Raw genomic sequence first — 15,991 nt, forward strand, 5'->3', positions numbered from 1 at the left:
TCACCTCATCCTGCAGCATTCTCGTTGCCCGGCAACGGGAGCCAGAAAGACATGCAGGCGCCCTCCCGTTGCTCCGTGTCGAGCTCGATTCGTCCCTCGAAGCCGTGCAGAATTCCGCTCGCTATGGTCAGGCCAAGTCCCGGCCGCGCTGTTTTATCGTTGCCGGAGAAAAACGGTTCGAACAGTCTGTCACGTATTTCGGGCCGGATTCCCACGCCGTTGTCCTCGACCCGCACCCTGACTCCCGGCCGTCCCTCCTGTTCCTGCGGAGCGGCGCTGACCCTGATCACGCCCCGCGTTCCGGAGCCGGCCGCCTTGGCGGCGCTTATCGCATCTATCGCATTGAGCAGAAGGCACTCGAACACTTTACCCAGACCGACCGGAGTGGCCGCCACCAGGGGCAGATCGGCCGGGAACTCCTCCTCCAGCTCAATCCCGCGCCGCAGGATATGCCCGCGCAGCAGCCCGATGAAGCGGAAATAATGATTGCGCAGGTTGATCGCCTCCAGGGGCGCGCCCTCCCGCCTCTGTGCCGCTGACTCGCGCGCCATCTGGATCATGCAGTTTATCCGGCCGACCTCAGACAGCATCTCCTGGCACATCACGGCCAGCTCCTCCGGCTTGATTTCGCGTCCCTCGTCCAGGCGGTATTTCAACAGCTGAAGGTAAGATGAAATGGCGTTCAGCGGCTGGTTGAACTCGTGCGAGAATACCGCCGATATCTCGCCCATGACCATCCGCCGGGTGATCAGTTCCTCGCGGAAATCCGCCTCGCTCTGGTTGGTGATGTCCTCGAGCAGCAGCAGGCGCTGGTTGTCCGCCTGCGCTCCCAACTGTCGGCAGAGCGCGCGCAGGGTCACCCCGGAGGTGCTGTCCGGCACAAAATAGAACGCGTCGGCTCCGCAGCGCACGCAGGGCTCGCCCTGGCTGTCGGCGGCGTACAGGGGGCAGTCACCCGCAGCCGCGCCGGGTTTGCCGGTCCGGCAGGACTGCCCCATCCGCACGAGCTGGCAAAACCTACGGCCCGACATCTCCTCCGGCGTCCGACTGAACAGCGCCGCTGCGGGCCGGTTGCAGGCGGTCACCTCCAGGTCGGCGTTGAGAGTGAGCAACGGCAGCGGCAGAATGTCCAGCGGAGGGAGTCCCTCCCGCGCGCCGTCATCCGCGGCCCCGCTCCCGAAGCCGGTCTTGCTTTCGCCGAGACGCAGCTCGAGCAGGGCTTTGTCACGCTGTCGCACTGCGGCCAGCAGAAGGCGGTTCAGCTCGGCCAGGTCGAAAGGCTTTTTCAGGTAGGCGAATGCTTTCAGCCCCATCCGCTCGATCATCTCGCGGGCCTCGTCGTACCCGCTCATCAGTATCACTTCCAGGCAGGGATATGTTTCGCGGATACCGGCCAGAAGGTCGGCGCCGCTCTGGTTTTCCATCCGGATGTCGGAGATGACCACATCCACCGAGTCATCGCACAGCCCCTGCGCCTCATCCGGGCTGCCCGCGGCGACCACTGTCCAGCCGACTTTGGCCAGAAATGAGCCCAGCATGCCACGGATATTTTTGTCATCGTCCACGATCAGGACTTTCATTGTCCTTGCCTGTCGGAGCGGATTGGGGTGAGCGTGCCCGAAGATAGTTCCCGATGCGACCGGAAGGATCGTCTCCTGCCGGGGCTGCATGAATTATATCTTACAGAAAAGCCTAAATGTCAAGCCTTTTAGGTGCGGGTTGCCTTTGGCAGTCTGCCAGAATGGCGGATGACGGCCCGCCTTCGCGGGGCGCGGATTCACCCCCGGCATTCGTAAGGACCGAGAAAATCTGGCTTAACAGCGAGCTGTCTCTGCCAGTGATCCCTGGCATGGAAATTGAGTTTATTGAAGGATGGAATAGAAATGCTGCAGGCTTTGTACGGTGCCGGGTGCGGTCGGGGAGAGCTTGCAGAGGAAAAATGCACGAAGAAACACGATTGGAACAGGAGGATAATTCATGAACAGGATGGACAGGCTGACCCTGAAATGCCGCGAGGCCCTGGAGCGGGCCGCGCAGAACGCGCAGCAGTCACATGCGCCCGAAATCGACACCGCCCACCTTCTGCTGGCCCTGGCCGAGGAGCACGAGGGCCTGGTGGAGCCGCTGTTCCAGAAAGTGGGTATCCCGCTGGCCCAGGTGCGCGCCGAGGCCCGCCGTCTGGTGGACAGCCAGGCCCGGACCAGCGGCGAGGGCCTGGAGCTGGCCCCCAGCCCGGCGTTCCGCCGCGCCCTTCAGCGCGCCTCAGAGGAGGCCGGCCGCATGGGGGATGAGTACGTGAGCACCGAGCACCTGCTTCTGGCCCTGGGCGAGGGCGGCGACCGTGCGGCCCAGGCGCTCAAGTCCTGTGGGGCCAGCCGCGACGCCCTGCTGCGGGCGCTCTCCGAGCTGCGCGGCACGCAGAAAGTTATGGATGAGAGCCCGGAGGACAAGTTCCAGGCCCTCAAGCGCTACAGCCGCGACCTGCTGGAGGCCGCCCGGGCCGGCAAGCTCGACCCGGTGATCGGCCGGGATGACGAGATACGGCGGGTGATCCAGGTCCTGAGCCGGCGCACCAAGAACAACCCGGTGCTGATCGGCGAGCCGGGCGTGGGCAAGACCGCGGTGGTGGAGGGCCTGGCCCAGCGCATCGCGGACGGCGACGTGCCGGAGGGCCTCAAGGGCAAACGCCTGCTGGCCCTGGATATCGGCCAGATGCTGGCCGGGGCCAAGTTCCGCGGCGAGTTCGAGGACCGCATGAAAGCCGTCCTGCGCGAGGTGAGCGACTCCGGCGGCGAGGTGATCGTGTTCATCGACGAGCTGCACACCCTGGTCGGGGCCGGAGCGGCCGAGGGGGCGGTGGACGCCTCCAACATGCTCAAGCCCGCCCTGGCCCGCGGCGAGCTGCGTTGCGTGGGCGCCACCACCCTGGCCGAATACCAGAAATACATCGAGAAGGACAAGGCCCTGGAGCGCCGTTTCCAGCTCGTCTACGTGGCCGAGCCCTCGGTGGCCGACACGATCTCGATCCTGCGGGGTTTGAAAGAACGCTACGAGCTGCATCACGGGGTGCGGATCAAGGATGCCGCCCTGATCGCCGCGGCGACCCTCAGCCACCGCTACATCACCGGCCGCCAGCTCCCCGACAAGGCCATCGACCTGGTGGATGAGGCGGCCAGCAGCCTGCGCATCGAGATCGACAGCCTGCCGGCCGAGATCGACGCTGTGCAGCGCAAAATCGTGCAGCTCCAGATCGAGCGCGAGGCGCTCAAGAAAGAGCGCGACCCGGGCAGCCGTGAGCGCCTGGCGCGCCTGGAGACCGAGCTGGCCGAGCTGGAATCGGAGCGCCGCGGGATGCTGCTGCACTGGCAGAACGAGAAGGAGCAGATCAAGAAGATCCAGGACCTGGGCGAGAGCATGGAACAGGCCCGCCGCGAGGCCGCCGAGGCCGAGAAGCGCGGCGACCTGGCCCGCGCCGCCGAGTTGCGCTATGGGCACCTGGTCCAGATGGAAAAGAACCTGGAGGCCGCCCGCGCGCACCTGGCCGAGCTGCAGGCGGAAAAGAAAATCCTGAGCGAAGAGATCGACGAGGCCGACATCGCGGCCATAGTCTCCAAGTGGACCGGGGTGCCGCTGGACAAGCTGCTCGAGGGCGAGCGAGACAAGCTGCTGAACATGGAGGAGCGTCTGCGCCGCCGCGTGGTGGGCCAGGACGACGCCGTGCGAGCGGTGTCCGACGCAATCCGCCGGGCGCGCGCGGGCCTGACCGAGGGGCGCCATCCCATTGGCAGCTTCATTTTCCTGGGGCCCACCGGTGTGGGTAAGACCGAGCTGGCCCGCAGCCTGGCCGATTTCCTGTTCGACAGCGAGGAGGCGGTGCTGCGGATCGACATGTCGGAGTACATGGAGCGCCACGCCGTGGCGCGCCTGGTGGGAGCCCCGCCGGGATACGTGGGCTACGAGGAGGGCGGCCAGCTCACCGAGGCGGTGCGCCGCCGTCCCTACGCGGTGGTGCTGTTCGACGAGATCGAGAAGGCGCACCCGGACGTGTTCAACATCCTGCTGCAGATGCTGGACGACGGCCGCCTGACCGACGCCAAGGGCCGCACGGTGGACTTTTCGAACACGGTGATCATCATGACCTCGAACCTCGGCGGCGCGGCCCTGGCCGCAGCCGGCGAGGCCGGGCGCGCCGCGGCGGAGGCGCAGACCCTGGAGGAGCTGCGGCGCACGTTCAAGCCCGAGTTCCTCAACCGGGTGGATGATATTATCATTTTTAACCCGCTCAGCCGCGAGGATATCGACCGGATCATCGACATCCAGCTCGCCCGTTTCGACTCCGTTCTGGCCGAGCGCGGACTGGAACTGAGCCTCGACCCGGCGCTGCGCGCGAGCCTGGCCGCCCGGGGCTACGACCCGCTCTACGGGGCGCGGCCGCTCAAGCGCGTGCTGCGGAGTAACCTGCAGAACCCGTTGGCGCGCTGGATACTGGAGAACCAGCCGCCCCGCGGCGCCCGCCTGCTGGCCTCGCTGGACCCGCAGGGCGAGGCTGTGCTGTTCAACCGCCTGGAGGGCCCAGCGGCAGCGTAACGCTCTGCCGTCCTGGCAGACCCAAGCCCCCATCGGCGCTGTCTGTATGGCAGTGACAGTCTGCCATACGGACAGCGACCGGTTGAGGCGAATATGCAGAATGAGCTTGGCATTCCACGGATAAAGGTATATATTGGTTGGAGGTAGCCGGGGACCGATCCCCGGCTGAGCTTTTCTGGTATGTGATTTGCAACTATGGAAGAGCTGAGAACATTCCAGCGAGCGAGGTGGGTATGCCGATCTACGAGTATCAGTGCGCGGATTGCAACAAGGTGTTCGAGGTCCTGCACGGGATAAACGAGAAGCCCGAGCTGCACTGCGAAAGCTGCGGCGGCTCTAAAGTGACACGGGTGATGAGCGCCGGGGCGTTCGTGTTCAAGGGCAGCGGTTTCTACGCCACGGATTACAAGAACAAGTCCAACGGTTCATCCTGCTCGACCTGTTCCGAATCGGGGAGCTGCCCGAGCGCCGGCGCGAAGAGCTGAAATTTTTTTACTCCGTTTGTTAGCACTCTGGCAGTCCGAGTGCTAACACAGTGTTTCAATCAATGCAGTACTGCCGTGCTGTAGAATCAATTAACCCCATAATACGAGAGGTGGCAGCATGAAGATCAAACCCCTGGCTGACCGAGTGGTGGTAAAGCCCCTCGAAGAGACCGAGCAGAAGAAGGGTAGCATCATCATCCCCGACACGGCCAAGGAAAAGCCCCAGCAGGGCGAGATAGTGGCTGTGGGCCCCGGCAAGATGAGCGATGAGGGCAAGCCGGTAAAGATGGAGCTGAAGAAGGGTGACAAGGTCCTCTACGGCAAGTATTCCGGCACCGAGGTCACGGTGGACGGTGAGGAGTACCTGATCATGCGTGAGAGCGACGTGCTCGCGGTCATCTGAACGCTTCGATTCCGCTGAAAAAAGTAAATCGTGAAAGGTATCCGATCCGCCTCCGGCCTGGCCGGGCGCGGGTCTTCCCAAGGAGGAAACACAATGGCGAAGTTGATCCAATTCAGTGATGACGTCCGCACCGATCTGATGCGCGGCGTGGACAAACTGGCCGATGCGGTCAAGGTCACCCTGGGCCCCAAGGGCCGCAACGTGATTCTCGACAAGAAATTCGGCGCCCCGACCGTGACCAAGGACGGCGTGACCGTAGCCAAGGAAATCGACCTGGAGAACCCGTTCGAGAACATGGGCGCCCAGATGGTGCGTGAGGTGGCCTCCAAGACCAGCGACGTGGCCGGTGACGGCACCACGACCGCCACGGTCCTGGCCCAGGCCATTTTCAAGCAGGGCCTCAAGAGCGTGACCGCCGGGGTCAATTCCATGAGCATCAAGCGCGGCATCGACGCCGCCGTGGAAGTCGTGGTGGCCGAGCTGAAGAAGCTCTCCACCCCCTGCAAGGGCAAGAATGAAATTTGCCAGGTCGGCACGATCAGCGCCAACTCCGACAGAGAGATCGGCGACAAGATCGCCGACGCGATGGAGAAAGTCGGCAAGGACGGCGTGATCACGGTCGAGGAATCCAAGAGCAGCGAGACTTTCCTGGAGACCGTCGACGGCATGCAGTTCGACCGCGGCTACATCAGCCCCTATTTCGTAACCAATCCCGAGAAGATGGAGTGCGAGCTCGAGGACGTCTATGTCCTGATCTACGACAAGAAGATCAGCGCCATGAAGGACCTTCTGCCCGTGCTCGAAAAGACCGCCCAGAGCGGCAAGCCCCTGCTGATCATCGCCGAGGACATCGAGGGCGAGGCCCTGGCCACCCTGGTGGTGAACAAGATCCGTGGCGTCCTGAAAGTCGCCGCGGTCAAGGCCCCCGGTTTCGGTGACCGCCGCAAGGCCATGCTCGAGGACATCGCCACCCTGTCGGGCGGCAAGGTGATCTCCGAGGAAGTCGGCCTGAAGCTGGAGAACGCGGTCCTGGGTGACCTGGGCAAGGTCAAGCGCGTCACCATCGACAAGGACAACACCACCCTGGTCGAGGGCGCGGGCAAGAAGGAGGCCATCGAGGGCCGCATCGCCCAGATCCGCCAGCAGATCGAGGACACCACCAGCGACTACGACCGCGAGAAGCTGCAGGAACGCCTGGCCAAGCTGGCCGGTGGCGTGGCCGTGATCAACGTGGGCGCCGCCACCGAGGTGGCGATGAAGGAGAAGAAGGCCCGCGTCGAGGACGCCCTGCATGCCACCAAGGCTGCGGTCGAGGAAGGCATCGTGCCGGGCGGCGGCGTGGCCCTGATCCGCACCCTGCCCGCTCTGGAGAAACTGAAGCTGAAGAACCCCGACGAGCAGATCGGCGTGGACATCATAAAGCGCGCCATCGAGGAGCCCTGCCGCATGATCGCCGCCAACGCCGGCGTCGAGGGCTCGGTCATCGTCGAGCAGATCAAGAAAGCCACCAGCAAGAACACCGGCTACAACGCCGCCGATGACAAGATCGAGGACATGGTCAAGGCCGGCGTGATCGACCCGACCAAGGTGGTCCGTATCGCCATCGAGAACAGCTCCTCTATCGCCGGGCTGCTGCTGACCACCGAGTGCGCCGTGACCGAGAAGCCGGAGCCGAAGTCCGCTCAGGCCGGCCACGCCGGTCCGCCGCCTGACATGTATTGATCGGGCCGGGACTGGAAGCACTGAGATTGAAACGGCTCGCGGGGTGACCCGCGGGTCGCGTGGGGGCGGGTCTGAAGACCCGCCCCTTTTTTATTTCCACACCGCGCCTCCGGCAGGACCGCCCGGTCGTGGGGCTTGATTAGTTTGCTCAAATAAACTAATATGTACGGGTTTATTCCACTTGTCGGTTTTTTATCATTGCTGGTTCGGCAATTCAGTTCAGAAGGATGGGTCTTAAGGCCATGGCTCACGACAGGAAAAGTCTGTCCCGGGATTTGCGCTCGCTGGGCTTACGCGAGGGCGACTGGGTGATGGTGCACAGCTCGATGAAATCCCTCGGCTGGGTCGAGGGTGGCGCGACCACAGTGATCCAGGCCCTGCTCGACACCCTGGGGCCGGAGGGCATGCTGTTCATGCCGCTGTTCGTCCGGGCCAGGCAGGAGATCATCGACCTGGCCACCGAGCCCACCTACCTGGGCCTGATCCCCGAAACGTTCCGCCGCTGGCCGGGCGTGGCGCGCTCGCCGCACCCCACCCACTCGGTGGGAATCCTGGGGCCGCGCGCTCAGGAAATAGCCGAGGCGCACCGCGGCCGGACCTATATCGGCCGGGGCAGCCCGTTGGACCTCCTGGCCCGGAACAAGGGTTGGGTGCTGCACATCGGGACGAATTTCAACACCTCCAGCATCCTGCACCTGGCTGAGGTCCTGGCCGATGTGCCTTATGTTGACTTGGCCTACAAGGGCTACGATGTACCGCTGACCGCCCGGGCCACGGACGGCACTCTGGTGGTGAGCGAGCCGCGCGAGGTGCCGGGTGACTCGGACGGGTTCGTGCTGGTGCAGGAGGAGATGAAGCGGCACGGGCTGCTGCGCACCGGCAAGGTGGGCGATGCCGATTCGGTCCTGGCCCGCGCCGACCAGATGCTGGATATCGCCGTGCCCATGATGCGTGAGGACCCGGCGCAGTTTCTCTGCCATTACGATGACTGTACGATCTGTCCGGCCGCCCGTGAGCTGGTGCGCCGCTGGGAAGAGGCCGGCCGACCCGAACGCAAGGAGAAAGTCTGATGAGCCCCGAGCGCGAGCTGCCTGTTTACGAAATTTACCGCGCCCAGTCCCCCATAGTAGTGGACGGGCGGATGGACGAGCCGGCCTGGAAAGCGGCCCCGGAGGTGGAGCTGAAACTCAACTCCGACGGCGGCGCGCCGCTCTGGGGCACCCGCGCGCGGATGCTTTACGACGACCAGTGGCTGTACGTGGGCTTCCTCAGCCGCGACCCGCACATCTGGGGCACCCTGACCGGCCACGATGACCCGATCTACAACGAGGAGGTGGTGGAGATTTTCCTCGACCCCATCGGCCGGGGGACGATCTACTACGAGCTGGAGGTCAACCCGCTCAACACCTCGTTCGACGCCGTGATCCTGAACGACGCCCCGGTCTCGGGCTCGGAGGGCCGCGGCGAGCGTTTCCAGGGCTTCACCGGCTGGAACCCCGGCAGCTTCAAGCACGCGGTCACGATCCAGGAGGGACGGCTCAACGACCCGTCCTCCGGCCCCGGGCTCTGGTGCTGCGAGATGGCGATCCGTTTCGCCGACATGTTCCTGGGGGCCAACGTGCCGCCCAGGCCCGGCGACCAGTGGCGCGGCAACCTCTTCCGCATCGACATCGACGGCGACAAGTCGGAGGAGAGCTCGTTCAGCCCCACCGGCCGTCCCGATTTCCACGTTCCGGCGCGTTTCGGACGCTTTATTTTCCGTTGAGAATTTCCAGCCCCGAAAAGCCGAAGCTCCGCTGGATGGCTTCATCCGGCGGAGCTTCTTTTTGCTTCGGTGATTCCGGTGGACCGTTCTCAGTTGAGCGCGTTGTTCAGCTCGCGGCTCACCTTGAAGACCGCCTTTTTCTTGGCCGGGACCTGGACTTCCTCGTTGGTCTTGGGGTTGCGGGCCTTGCGCGCCTTGTGGTTCTTCACCTTGAACGTGCCGAACCCGCGGATTTCCAGGTGCTTGTCGGAGGAGAGGCAGTTTTTCACCTCGTCCAGAAACTGCTCCACCATGATCTTTACGTCTTTTGCCGTGAAACCCGTTTTTTCCGCGATCGTCTCGACAATATCCGCCTTGGTCATACCGCGATTCCTCCACTGATTTATTGAGATTCAATTCTGATATTAACCGGCCTGACACCGGGCATGCTACCGTCCGTCCGGTCCGCACACTCTCGTTACTGGCGTAAATTCAAGTATTTATTCTAAAATATTCCCGCTTTTTGTGCAAGAAAAAAATCCGCTGAGAGCGTTTCAAAGCCGAATTGCAGGTCCGGAATTCAACCCGGATTGACAGGCCGGAGCGGATAGGCTAAATTTCGCTTTTCAACGGGGAGTCTCCCCCGGCTGGCCTGACCACCCCTGTGCTGAAAGGATCAAGATGCGACCGAATATCCTCGTCCCGGTGCGTGAGCGCTACCGCAGCTTCCTGTTGCCCGGCCGCATGCTCGAGCAACTCGCCGCCTTCGCCGACATCGAAGTGGTGGTCGACCCGGCCGACCTGCCCAGGAACGAGTATTGCGCCCTCTACCGCGGACGGGATGCGGTGCTCACCACCTGGAACACCCCCATGATCGACCGCGAGGTGGTCGCCTGCATGGATAGGCTGCAGATCATCTCCCATTGCGGCGGCGAGGTGCGGCCGTTCATCGCGCCCGAGTTTTTCGAGCTCAAGCCGGAGGTGGTCCTCTGCAACGCCTCCAACGTGATGGCCAAGCCAGTGGCCGAGCACACCCTCACCGTGTCGCTGATCCTGCTGCGCGGCCTGTTCCATTTCCGTGAGTGGATCAAGGAGGACGAGAATTGGTGGGATTATGACCCGGACCAGAACCGCAGCCTGCTGCGCAAGAAAGTCGGCATCGTTGGCCTGGGCCAGATCTCACGCGAGTTCATCCAGCTCGTGCGGCCGTTCGACGTGGAGCTGTGGGTCTACAGCGGACATATGAGCGAGGCGGAGGCCGCCGCCATGGGACTGGTGAAAAAGGGCCTGGAGGAGATATTCTCGCAGTGCGACGTGATCACGATCTCGGCGGCCAACACCCCGGCCAACCGTCACATGGTGAACCGTGACCTGTTGCGACTGATCAAGCCCGGCGCGGTGCTGGTCAACAACGCCCGCGGCGCCCTGATCGACGAGCAGGCCCTGGTGGAGGAGCTGCGCACGGGAAGGTTCCAGGCCGCGATTGATGTAACTGATCCCGAGCCGCCGGCCGCCGGACATCCCCTTCGCGACATGCCGAATGTGCTGCTCACCCCGCACACCGGCGGTCCGGTGCCCGAGCAGCGTATCTGGATGATGGAGGAGGCGGTGGACAACCTGCGCAATTTCTTCTCCGGCAAGCCGGTGCGCGGCGTCATCGACAAGAAGCGTTTCACCTACATGGCCTGAGCCGGCCCACGGGCGGAGCGTTGTCTTCCGACAGATTTTTGATAAAAAGGCACGGTGCACCGTGCCTTTTTATTTATCCAATTCTCCACAGTTGTGTCGCTGTTCAGCGTAGAGGCACGGCAGACCGTGCCCGAAAGGCTTTTCCGGGCGGGATATATCCCGCCCCTACGACAGGCGACCAGGCCTTTGGAGAATCGATCTGCCGACACGGGGTTTTCGATTTTTTCACAGGAGTAACCGGACGCAAAAAGGGGCCGCCCCGGTACACCGCGGGCAACCCCTTTTTATGATTTTTTCCTGTCCCGCTCCGCTCAGGAGGCGGCTTCCGGGAACAGGGACTTCGGCTTTTTCTTGCTCATCCGCCGGCTGACGATCTCGAAATTAAGGTCGTTCGCGCAGAGACGGCGGAGAGATTCAGTGGTTACTTTCTCCTCGATGAACTGCGTGGTCTCGCGCTTCTGGTCGTGCAGCTTGCGAGCGTACTTGGCCGCCACCACACAGGCCATGTACTTCGAGGGCGTCACTTTGCTCAGGTCTTCCGGGGTCACTACCAGCATCGGCTCAACCTCCAGTATCGGCTCAAGGACAAATTTATCCGGACACCGCCACCCGATCCGCCGTGAAATCATAGTCAACGGGTTGTCGCGGACGGCATTCGGAATTATATTGTTCTTCGTCCAATAGCTGTATTCTAACATGAATGGGTTGAATTGGCAAGAGTTGTGACTGCCCGGCTGGCAAGCCGCACGACGGGACACGTGCTCAGAGGGGGGGGCGGCAAAGGGGCCTGGCCCTTGCGGACTGCGCCCGGGCGGCGCGACAGACCAAACCGGATGCCTAAGGAGGAGTTGAAGGATGAAGTTCAGAAAAGGACAGAAGAAAGAGGACAAGCCGCTGGACAGTACAGCCGGGGCTGCGGCGTCGGACAGCGACGAGACGCAGGCCGCGGCTGGGGAGTCGGTGGCGGCGCAGGCCCAGGCCGGGGAGGCCGCGGTGGCGACCGAGGCCCCGGTGGAGGATGAACAGCAGGCGAAAGTGACTGCCCTGGAGGACCAGCTCCTGCGGCTCAAGGCCGAGTTCGCCAATTTCCGCAAGCGCACCGAGCGCGAGCGCACCGAGCTGAGCACCCACGTGAAAGCCACGGTCCTGCGCGAGATACTGCCCACGCTGGATGATTTCGAGCGCTTTTTCCGTCACGTGGAGGAGCGCAGCGAGAGCCTGGACCGCGATTTCGTCCAGGGCATCGAGATGATCCACAAGTCCCTGGCCGGCGTGCTCCAGCGCCAGGGTGTGGAGCCGATCCAGGAGACCGGCGTGCCGTTTGACCCGCACCAGCACGAGGCCATGCTCACCGCCCCGGTGGAGAGCCGGGAGCAGGACCACACCGTGGTGCAGGTGCTGGAGGCGGGCTACCGCATGGGCTCCACCGTGATCCGCCCGGCGCGGGTGCAGGTGGGGATGTTCGGCGGCGACTGAGCCGGACGCCCGCTGCGCCGACTTTTATTGACAGCGCGCCGCCTTTGTTGCATCATCATGCTGGGGAGCTATTCCGGATTCCCCGTGTTTTTCGTGTTTCTCCCCGGGCCTCGGGCGGCCGGATGAAACAGGTCCACGCCGAATAATCCTGACAAGGTGGCGCTATGGGGCATCGTTCATCCGATGGGACTGTTTTCAGCCGGGCGGCGCGCCGCTTTTCCAGGGCGGGGGCCGGGCTGCTTACACTGCTGGCTCTGATTCTCGGCGCGGCCGGATTGTCCGCGAAGGAGCCTTCCGGGACGCCGCGGGTGGATGTGGCCGTGATCAACGGCATGATCGGCCCGGTGAGCCAGGAGTTCATCCGGCGCAGCCTGGAGCGGGCCGAGGCCCGTGACGCCACGCTGCTGGTGATCCAGCTCGACACTCCCGGCGGCATGCTCAGCTCCACCCGCGAGATAGTCAAGATGCTGCTGGGCAGCCGTATCCCGGTGGCGGTCTATGTGGCCCCCTCGGGCAGCCGGGCCGGTTCGGCCGGGGTGTTCATCACACTGGCGGCCCACGTGGCGGCCATGGCCCCGGGGACCAACATCGGGGCGGCGCACCCGGTCTCGATCGGTCTGACAGGCGCGGCCAAAGAAGACAGCACCTCGACCATGAGCCAGAAGATATTGAACGACACCGCGGCTTTCATCAAGACCATCGCCGAGCAGCGCGACCGCAACGTGGCCTGGGCCGACTCGGCGGTGCGCTACAGCGTGTCGATAACCGAGAAAGAGGCCTTGGAGCGCCGGGTGATCGACCTGGTCGCCCCCAGCGTCGAGGCCCTGGTGGACTCGCTGGATGGCCGGGCGGTGGCCCTGAGCCCGGGCGACACGGTGCGGCTGGCCCTGGCCGGGGCGCAGATCGAGACCTACGAGTACTCCTGGCGTTTCCGCCTGCTCGACATGCTCACCGACCCGAACGTGGCCTATATCCTGTTCCTGCTGGGCCTGGTGGGGCTGTATTTCGAGCTGTCCAACCCAGGGCTCATCCTGCCCGGGGTGGTGGGCGGCATCTGCATCATCCTGGCCTTTTACGCGTTCCAGACCCTGCCGATCAACTACGCCGGGGTGCTGCTGATCGTGTTCGCCACCATCTTGTTCATCGTGGAGATCAAGGTGCCCAGCTTCGGCCTTCTGACCCTGGGCGGCGTGTTGTCGCTGGTCCTGGGGTCGATCATGCTGTTCAAGGGAGGAGGTTCACCCACCATGCCGGAGGTCAGCGTGTCCTGGAGCGTGCTCATCCCCACGGTAACGGCCACGGTGGCTTTTTTCGTCTTCGTGGTCGGCAAGACCGTGCAGGCGCACCGACGGCGCGCCATGACAGGCCGCCAGGGGCTGATCGGCTCGACCGGCAAGGTGATCGGCGTGCTGGAGCCGGAGGGCAAGGTCTTCGTGCACGGAGAGATATGGCGCGCTGTCTGCCCTGGCCGCAGGGTGGAGGACGGACAGAGCGTGCGCGTGATATCGGTCAGCGGCCTGCTGCTGACCGTGGAACCGCTGGAAAGCGCAAAGACTGACTGATCCATTCGTGAACGGTCCGTGCGGGTGCGCGGGCCGGGGCTGTCCTCAACGGCAGTGCGAGGAGGATGCAATGGAATATTTACCCGCATTTTTCATCCTGTTGGTTTTCTTCCTGATGCTCCTGACCAGCATGGTGAAGATCGTCAAGGAATATGAGCGCGGCGTGGTGTTCCGCCTGGGTCGCGTGCTGCCGGAGCCCAAGGGTCCGGGGCTGATCCTGCTGATCCCGCTGGTGGACCGCATGGTGAAAATAAGCCTGCGCACGATCACGATGGACGTGCCGCCGCAGGATGTGATCACCCGCGACAACGTGTCGGTCAAGGTCAACGCGGTGATCTATTTCCGGGTGATGGACCCGGCCCGCGCGGTGATCGACGTGGAAGACTACATGTACGCCACCAGCCAGTTAGCTCAGACCACGCTGCGCAGCGTGCTCGGCCAGGCCGAGCTGGACAAGCTGCTGGCCCAGCGGGATAAAATCAACGAGGAGCTGCAGGACATCCTGGACCGTCACACCGACCCCTGGGGGATCAAGGTTTCCACGGTGGAGATCAAGCACGTGGACCTGCCGCAGGAGATGCAGCGGGTCATGGCGCGCCAGGCCGAGGCCGAGCGGGACCGCCGCGCCAAGGTGATCAACGCCGAGGGCGAGTTCCAGGCCTCCCACCGTCTGGCCGAGGCGTCGGAAGTCATGAGTAAGCATCCGATGGCCCTGCAGCTCAGGTTCCTTCAGACCCTGACCGAGGTGGCCTCGGAAAACAACAGCACTCTCGTTTTCCCGGTGCCCATCGACCTGTTCAAGCCGTTCATCGAGCTGATGGAAAGAAGCAAGCGCCCGGACGAGCCGGAACAGAAATGAAATCCGGGTCCGGCCCTCTGGCGGCCGGACCGGTGGATACGCGGTCCAGTCTCCCGGCCAGAGGGCCGGTGGCGGCTGGGCCGCGGTTTTCTATGGACATAAGTGCTCTCTCTGTCGAAAGGACAATGACCTCGATGCCGGATGAACGCCGTCCGCTGAACTCGCCTGCCGCGGATGCCAAGGGTTACGACCTGGTGATCGATTTTTTCTCGAACATCGGGCTCAGCCGTGAAGCCTCGATGTACCTGAAGATGTTCCGGGAGAACGTGCCCTGGCGTTTCGCCGTGGTGCTGATCAGCGCCGAGAGCCTCAAGATTTCCTGGCGCACGGTGGCCCTCGACCTGGCCTACCTGAGCAACCTGAACCTCTATCCGGTGATCGTGCTGGACAACCCGCAGGGGGCCGGGGGCAACCTGGTCCCGGCCCTGGAGCGCCGGGAGGGCGACGCGCCGCGGGACGGGGTGCAGGTCAAGCGGCTGATCCGGCTGAACGACCGGCTCGTCTCGGCGGTCTATGCGGCCAAGGGCCGCGCCGTGAGCGTGCTGACCCAACTGTTTGACCTGGGCGCGCCGATCAGCGATGACGCCTCTTTCGATTTCCGCCGCCTGGTGGACCATGTCAACCTGGTGCCGATCAAGACCGCCGTGCGCAACCGTCAGATCCCGGTGGTCTCGCCCCTGGCCCTGGACAGCGACGGCCGCGTGCTCACCGCCTCGGCCGAGAAAGTGGCCAAGGCCATCTGCGCGCGCATCCAGCCCCAGAAATTCATCGTCATCAGCGAGCACGAGGGCATTTTCGACATCCAGGGCAACCTGGTGCGCAACATCATCCTGAGCAGCGACTACAGCCAACTCCTGGCCGATGGTGGGCTGGACGAGCGCGGACAGCGCCAGCTCCACGCCGCCATGCGCCTTCTGGTCGCCGTGCCCGACCTCACCTTGCAGTTCGCCTCGGCCCAGAACCTGATCCACGAGCTGTTCACGGTCAAGGGGCGCGGCACCTACATCCGGGCCGGGCACATGATCCGCATGGCCGATTCCTGGGAGAACCTGGACCGGGAGAAGCTGCGTGAGCTGATCGAGGACGGTTTCGGGCGCGAACTGGTGGAGACCTATTTCGAGGACAAGCCGGAACGGGTATTCTACGAGCAGGAATACCACGGGGTGATCGTGGTCAAGCCCCTGGAGGGTGACATTTTCTACCTGGACAAGTTCGTGGTGGGGCAGAAATGGCAGGGTGAGGGTGTGGGCGGCCCGCTCTGGCGCGAGCTGACCAAGTACTACCCCAAGCTGATCTGGCGCGCCCGGGCCACGAACCCGATCAACCGCTGGTACCTGGACCAGGCGGATGGCTTCCAGCGCACCAGCCAGTGGAACATCTACTGGCTCGGACTCACCCCGGAGGAGGTCGGGCGGCTTATCCCACGGGTGAGCGCCATCCCGCGCACCATCCTCTGAGCCGGCC

At 63.8% G+C, this 15,991-nt stretch carries 14 protein-coding genes; 11 read left to right on the forward strand and 3 right to left on the reverse strand.

Annotation, left to right across the window (positions count from 1 at the left end):
• Nucleotides 1–5 precede the first annotated feature (5 nt).
• Nucleotides 6–1,580 carry a hybrid sensor histidine kinase/response regulator gene (locus LLH00_07120; protein MCE5271041.1) on the reverse strand — a complete coding sequence of 525 codons (1,575 nt, stop codon included), beginning with the start codon at nucleotides 1,578–1,580 and terminating at the stop codon, nucleotides 6–8.
• Between the two features lie 397 nt (nucleotides 1,581–1,977).
• Between LLH00_07120 and clpB the strand changes: the two genes are divergently transcribed.
• The 6 genes from clpB to LLH00_07150 all read left to right on the forward strand — a co-directional run bounded on the left by clpB (nucleotide 1,978) and on the right by LLH00_07150 (nucleotide 8,962).
• Nucleotides 1,978–4,587, forward strand: coding sequence for an ATP-dependent chaperone ClpB (gene clpB / locus LLH00_07125; GenBank protein ID MCE5271042.1), 2,610 nt, complete (start codon nucleotides 1,978–1,980; stop codon nucleotides 4,585–4,587).
• A gap of 233 nt (nucleotides 4,588–4,820) precedes the next feature.
• The gene (locus tag LLH00_07130) at nucleotides 4,821–5,072 is read left to right on the forward strand and encodes a zinc ribbon domain-containing protein (GenBank protein MCE5271043.1); all 252 of its coding nucleotides are present in this window, start codon (nucleotides 4,821–4,823) and stop codon (nucleotides 5,070–5,072) included.
• Nucleotides 5,073–5,190: 118 nt separating this feature from the next.
• Nucleotides 5,191–5,475 carry a co-chaperone GroES gene (gene groES / locus LLH00_07135; protein MCE5271044.1) on the forward strand — a complete coding sequence of 95 codons (285 nt, stop codon included), beginning with the start codon at nucleotides 5,191–5,193 and terminating at the stop codon, nucleotides 5,473–5,475.
• A gap of 93 nt (nucleotides 5,476–5,568) precedes the next feature.
• Complete coding sequence (gene groL / locus LLH00_07140; GenBank protein MCE5271045.1) at nucleotides 5,569–7,197, forward strand: chaperonin GroEL; 1,629 nt, start codon at nucleotides 5,569–5,571, stop codon at nucleotides 7,195–7,197.
• Between the two features lie 242 nt (nucleotides 7,198–7,439).
• On the forward strand, nucleotides 7,440–8,267 hold the full coding sequence (locus LLH00_07145; GenBank protein MCE5271046.1) for an AAC(3) family N-acetyltransferase: 828 nt from the start codon (nucleotides 7,440–7,442) through the stop codon (nucleotides 8,265–8,267).
• Nucleotides 8,267–8,962, forward strand: coding sequence for a carbohydrate-binding family 9-like protein (locus tag LLH00_07150; protein ID MCE5271047.1), 696 nt, complete (start codon nucleotides 8,267–8,269; stop codon nucleotides 8,960–8,962). Before LLH00_07145 ends, LLH00_07150 begins: the two co-directional genes overlap by 1 nt.
• An 89-nt stretch (nucleotides 8,963–9,051) precedes the next feature.
• Here LLH00_07150 and LLH00_07155 read toward each other — a convergent pair whose 3' ends face one another.
• Entirely contained in the window at nucleotides 9,052–9,324 is a 273-nt protein-coding gene (locus LLH00_07155; protein MCE5271048.1) for an integration host factor subunit beta, read from the reverse strand.
• 298 nt (nucleotides 9,325–9,622) lie between these two features.
• On the opposite strand from LLH00_07155, the gene LLH00_07160 reads away from it, so the two are divergent.
• Nucleotides 9,623–10,630 carry a hydroxyacid dehydrogenase gene (locus tag LLH00_07160; GenBank protein MCE5271049.1) on the forward strand — a complete coding sequence of 336 codons (1,008 nt, stop codon included), beginning with the start codon at nucleotides 9,623–9,625 and terminating at the stop codon, nucleotides 10,628–10,630.
• A gap of 311 nt (nucleotides 10,631–10,941) precedes the next feature.
• Here the strand turns inward: LLH00_07160 and LLH00_07165 are convergent, their stop codons facing one another.
• Nucleotides 10,942–11,187 carry a DNA-directed RNA polymerase subunit omega gene (locus LLH00_07165; GenBank protein ID MCE5271050.1) on the reverse strand — a complete coding sequence of 82 codons (246 nt, stop codon included), beginning with the start codon at nucleotides 11,185–11,187 and terminating at the stop codon, nucleotides 10,942–10,944.
• 298 nt (nucleotides 11,188–11,485) lie between these two features.
• Here LLH00_07165 and LLH00_07170 point away from each other — a divergent pair, with 298 nt between their 5' ends.
• The 4 genes from LLH00_07170 (at nucleotide 11,486) to LLH00_07185 (ending at nucleotide 15,984) form a co-directional block, all read left to right on the forward strand.
• Nucleotides 11,486–12,106: a nucleotide exchange factor GrpE gene (locus LLH00_07170; protein ID MCE5271051.1), complete on the forward strand. Its 621-nt coding sequence runs from the start codon at nucleotides 11,486–11,488 to the stop codon at nucleotides 12,104–12,106.
• Nucleotides 12,107–12,270: 164 nt separating this feature from the next.
• A complete protein-coding gene (locus tag LLH00_07175) occupies nucleotides 12,271–13,668 on the forward strand; it encodes a nodulation protein NfeD (GenBank protein ID MCE5271052.1) in 1,398 nt (465 codons plus the stop codon).
• 70 nt (nucleotides 13,669–13,738) lie between these two features.
• Nucleotides 13,739–14,527, forward strand: coding sequence for a slipin family protein (locus LLH00_07180; protein MCE5271053.1), 789 nt, complete (start codon nucleotides 13,739–13,741; stop codon nucleotides 14,525–14,527).
• Nucleotides 14,528–14,661: 134 nt separating this feature from the next.
• Nucleotides 14,662–15,984: a hypothetical protein gene (locus tag LLH00_07185; protein MCE5271054.1), complete on the forward strand. Its 1,323-nt coding sequence runs from the start codon at nucleotides 14,662–14,664 to the stop codon at nucleotides 15,982–15,984.
• Nucleotides 15,985–15,991: the final 7 nt, after the last annotated feature.

It is taken from the genome of bacterium (genome assembly GCA_021372515.1).
Taxonomy (GTDB): domain Bacteria; phylum Gemmatimonadota; class Glassbacteria; order GWA2-58-10; family GWA2-58-10; genus JAJFUG01.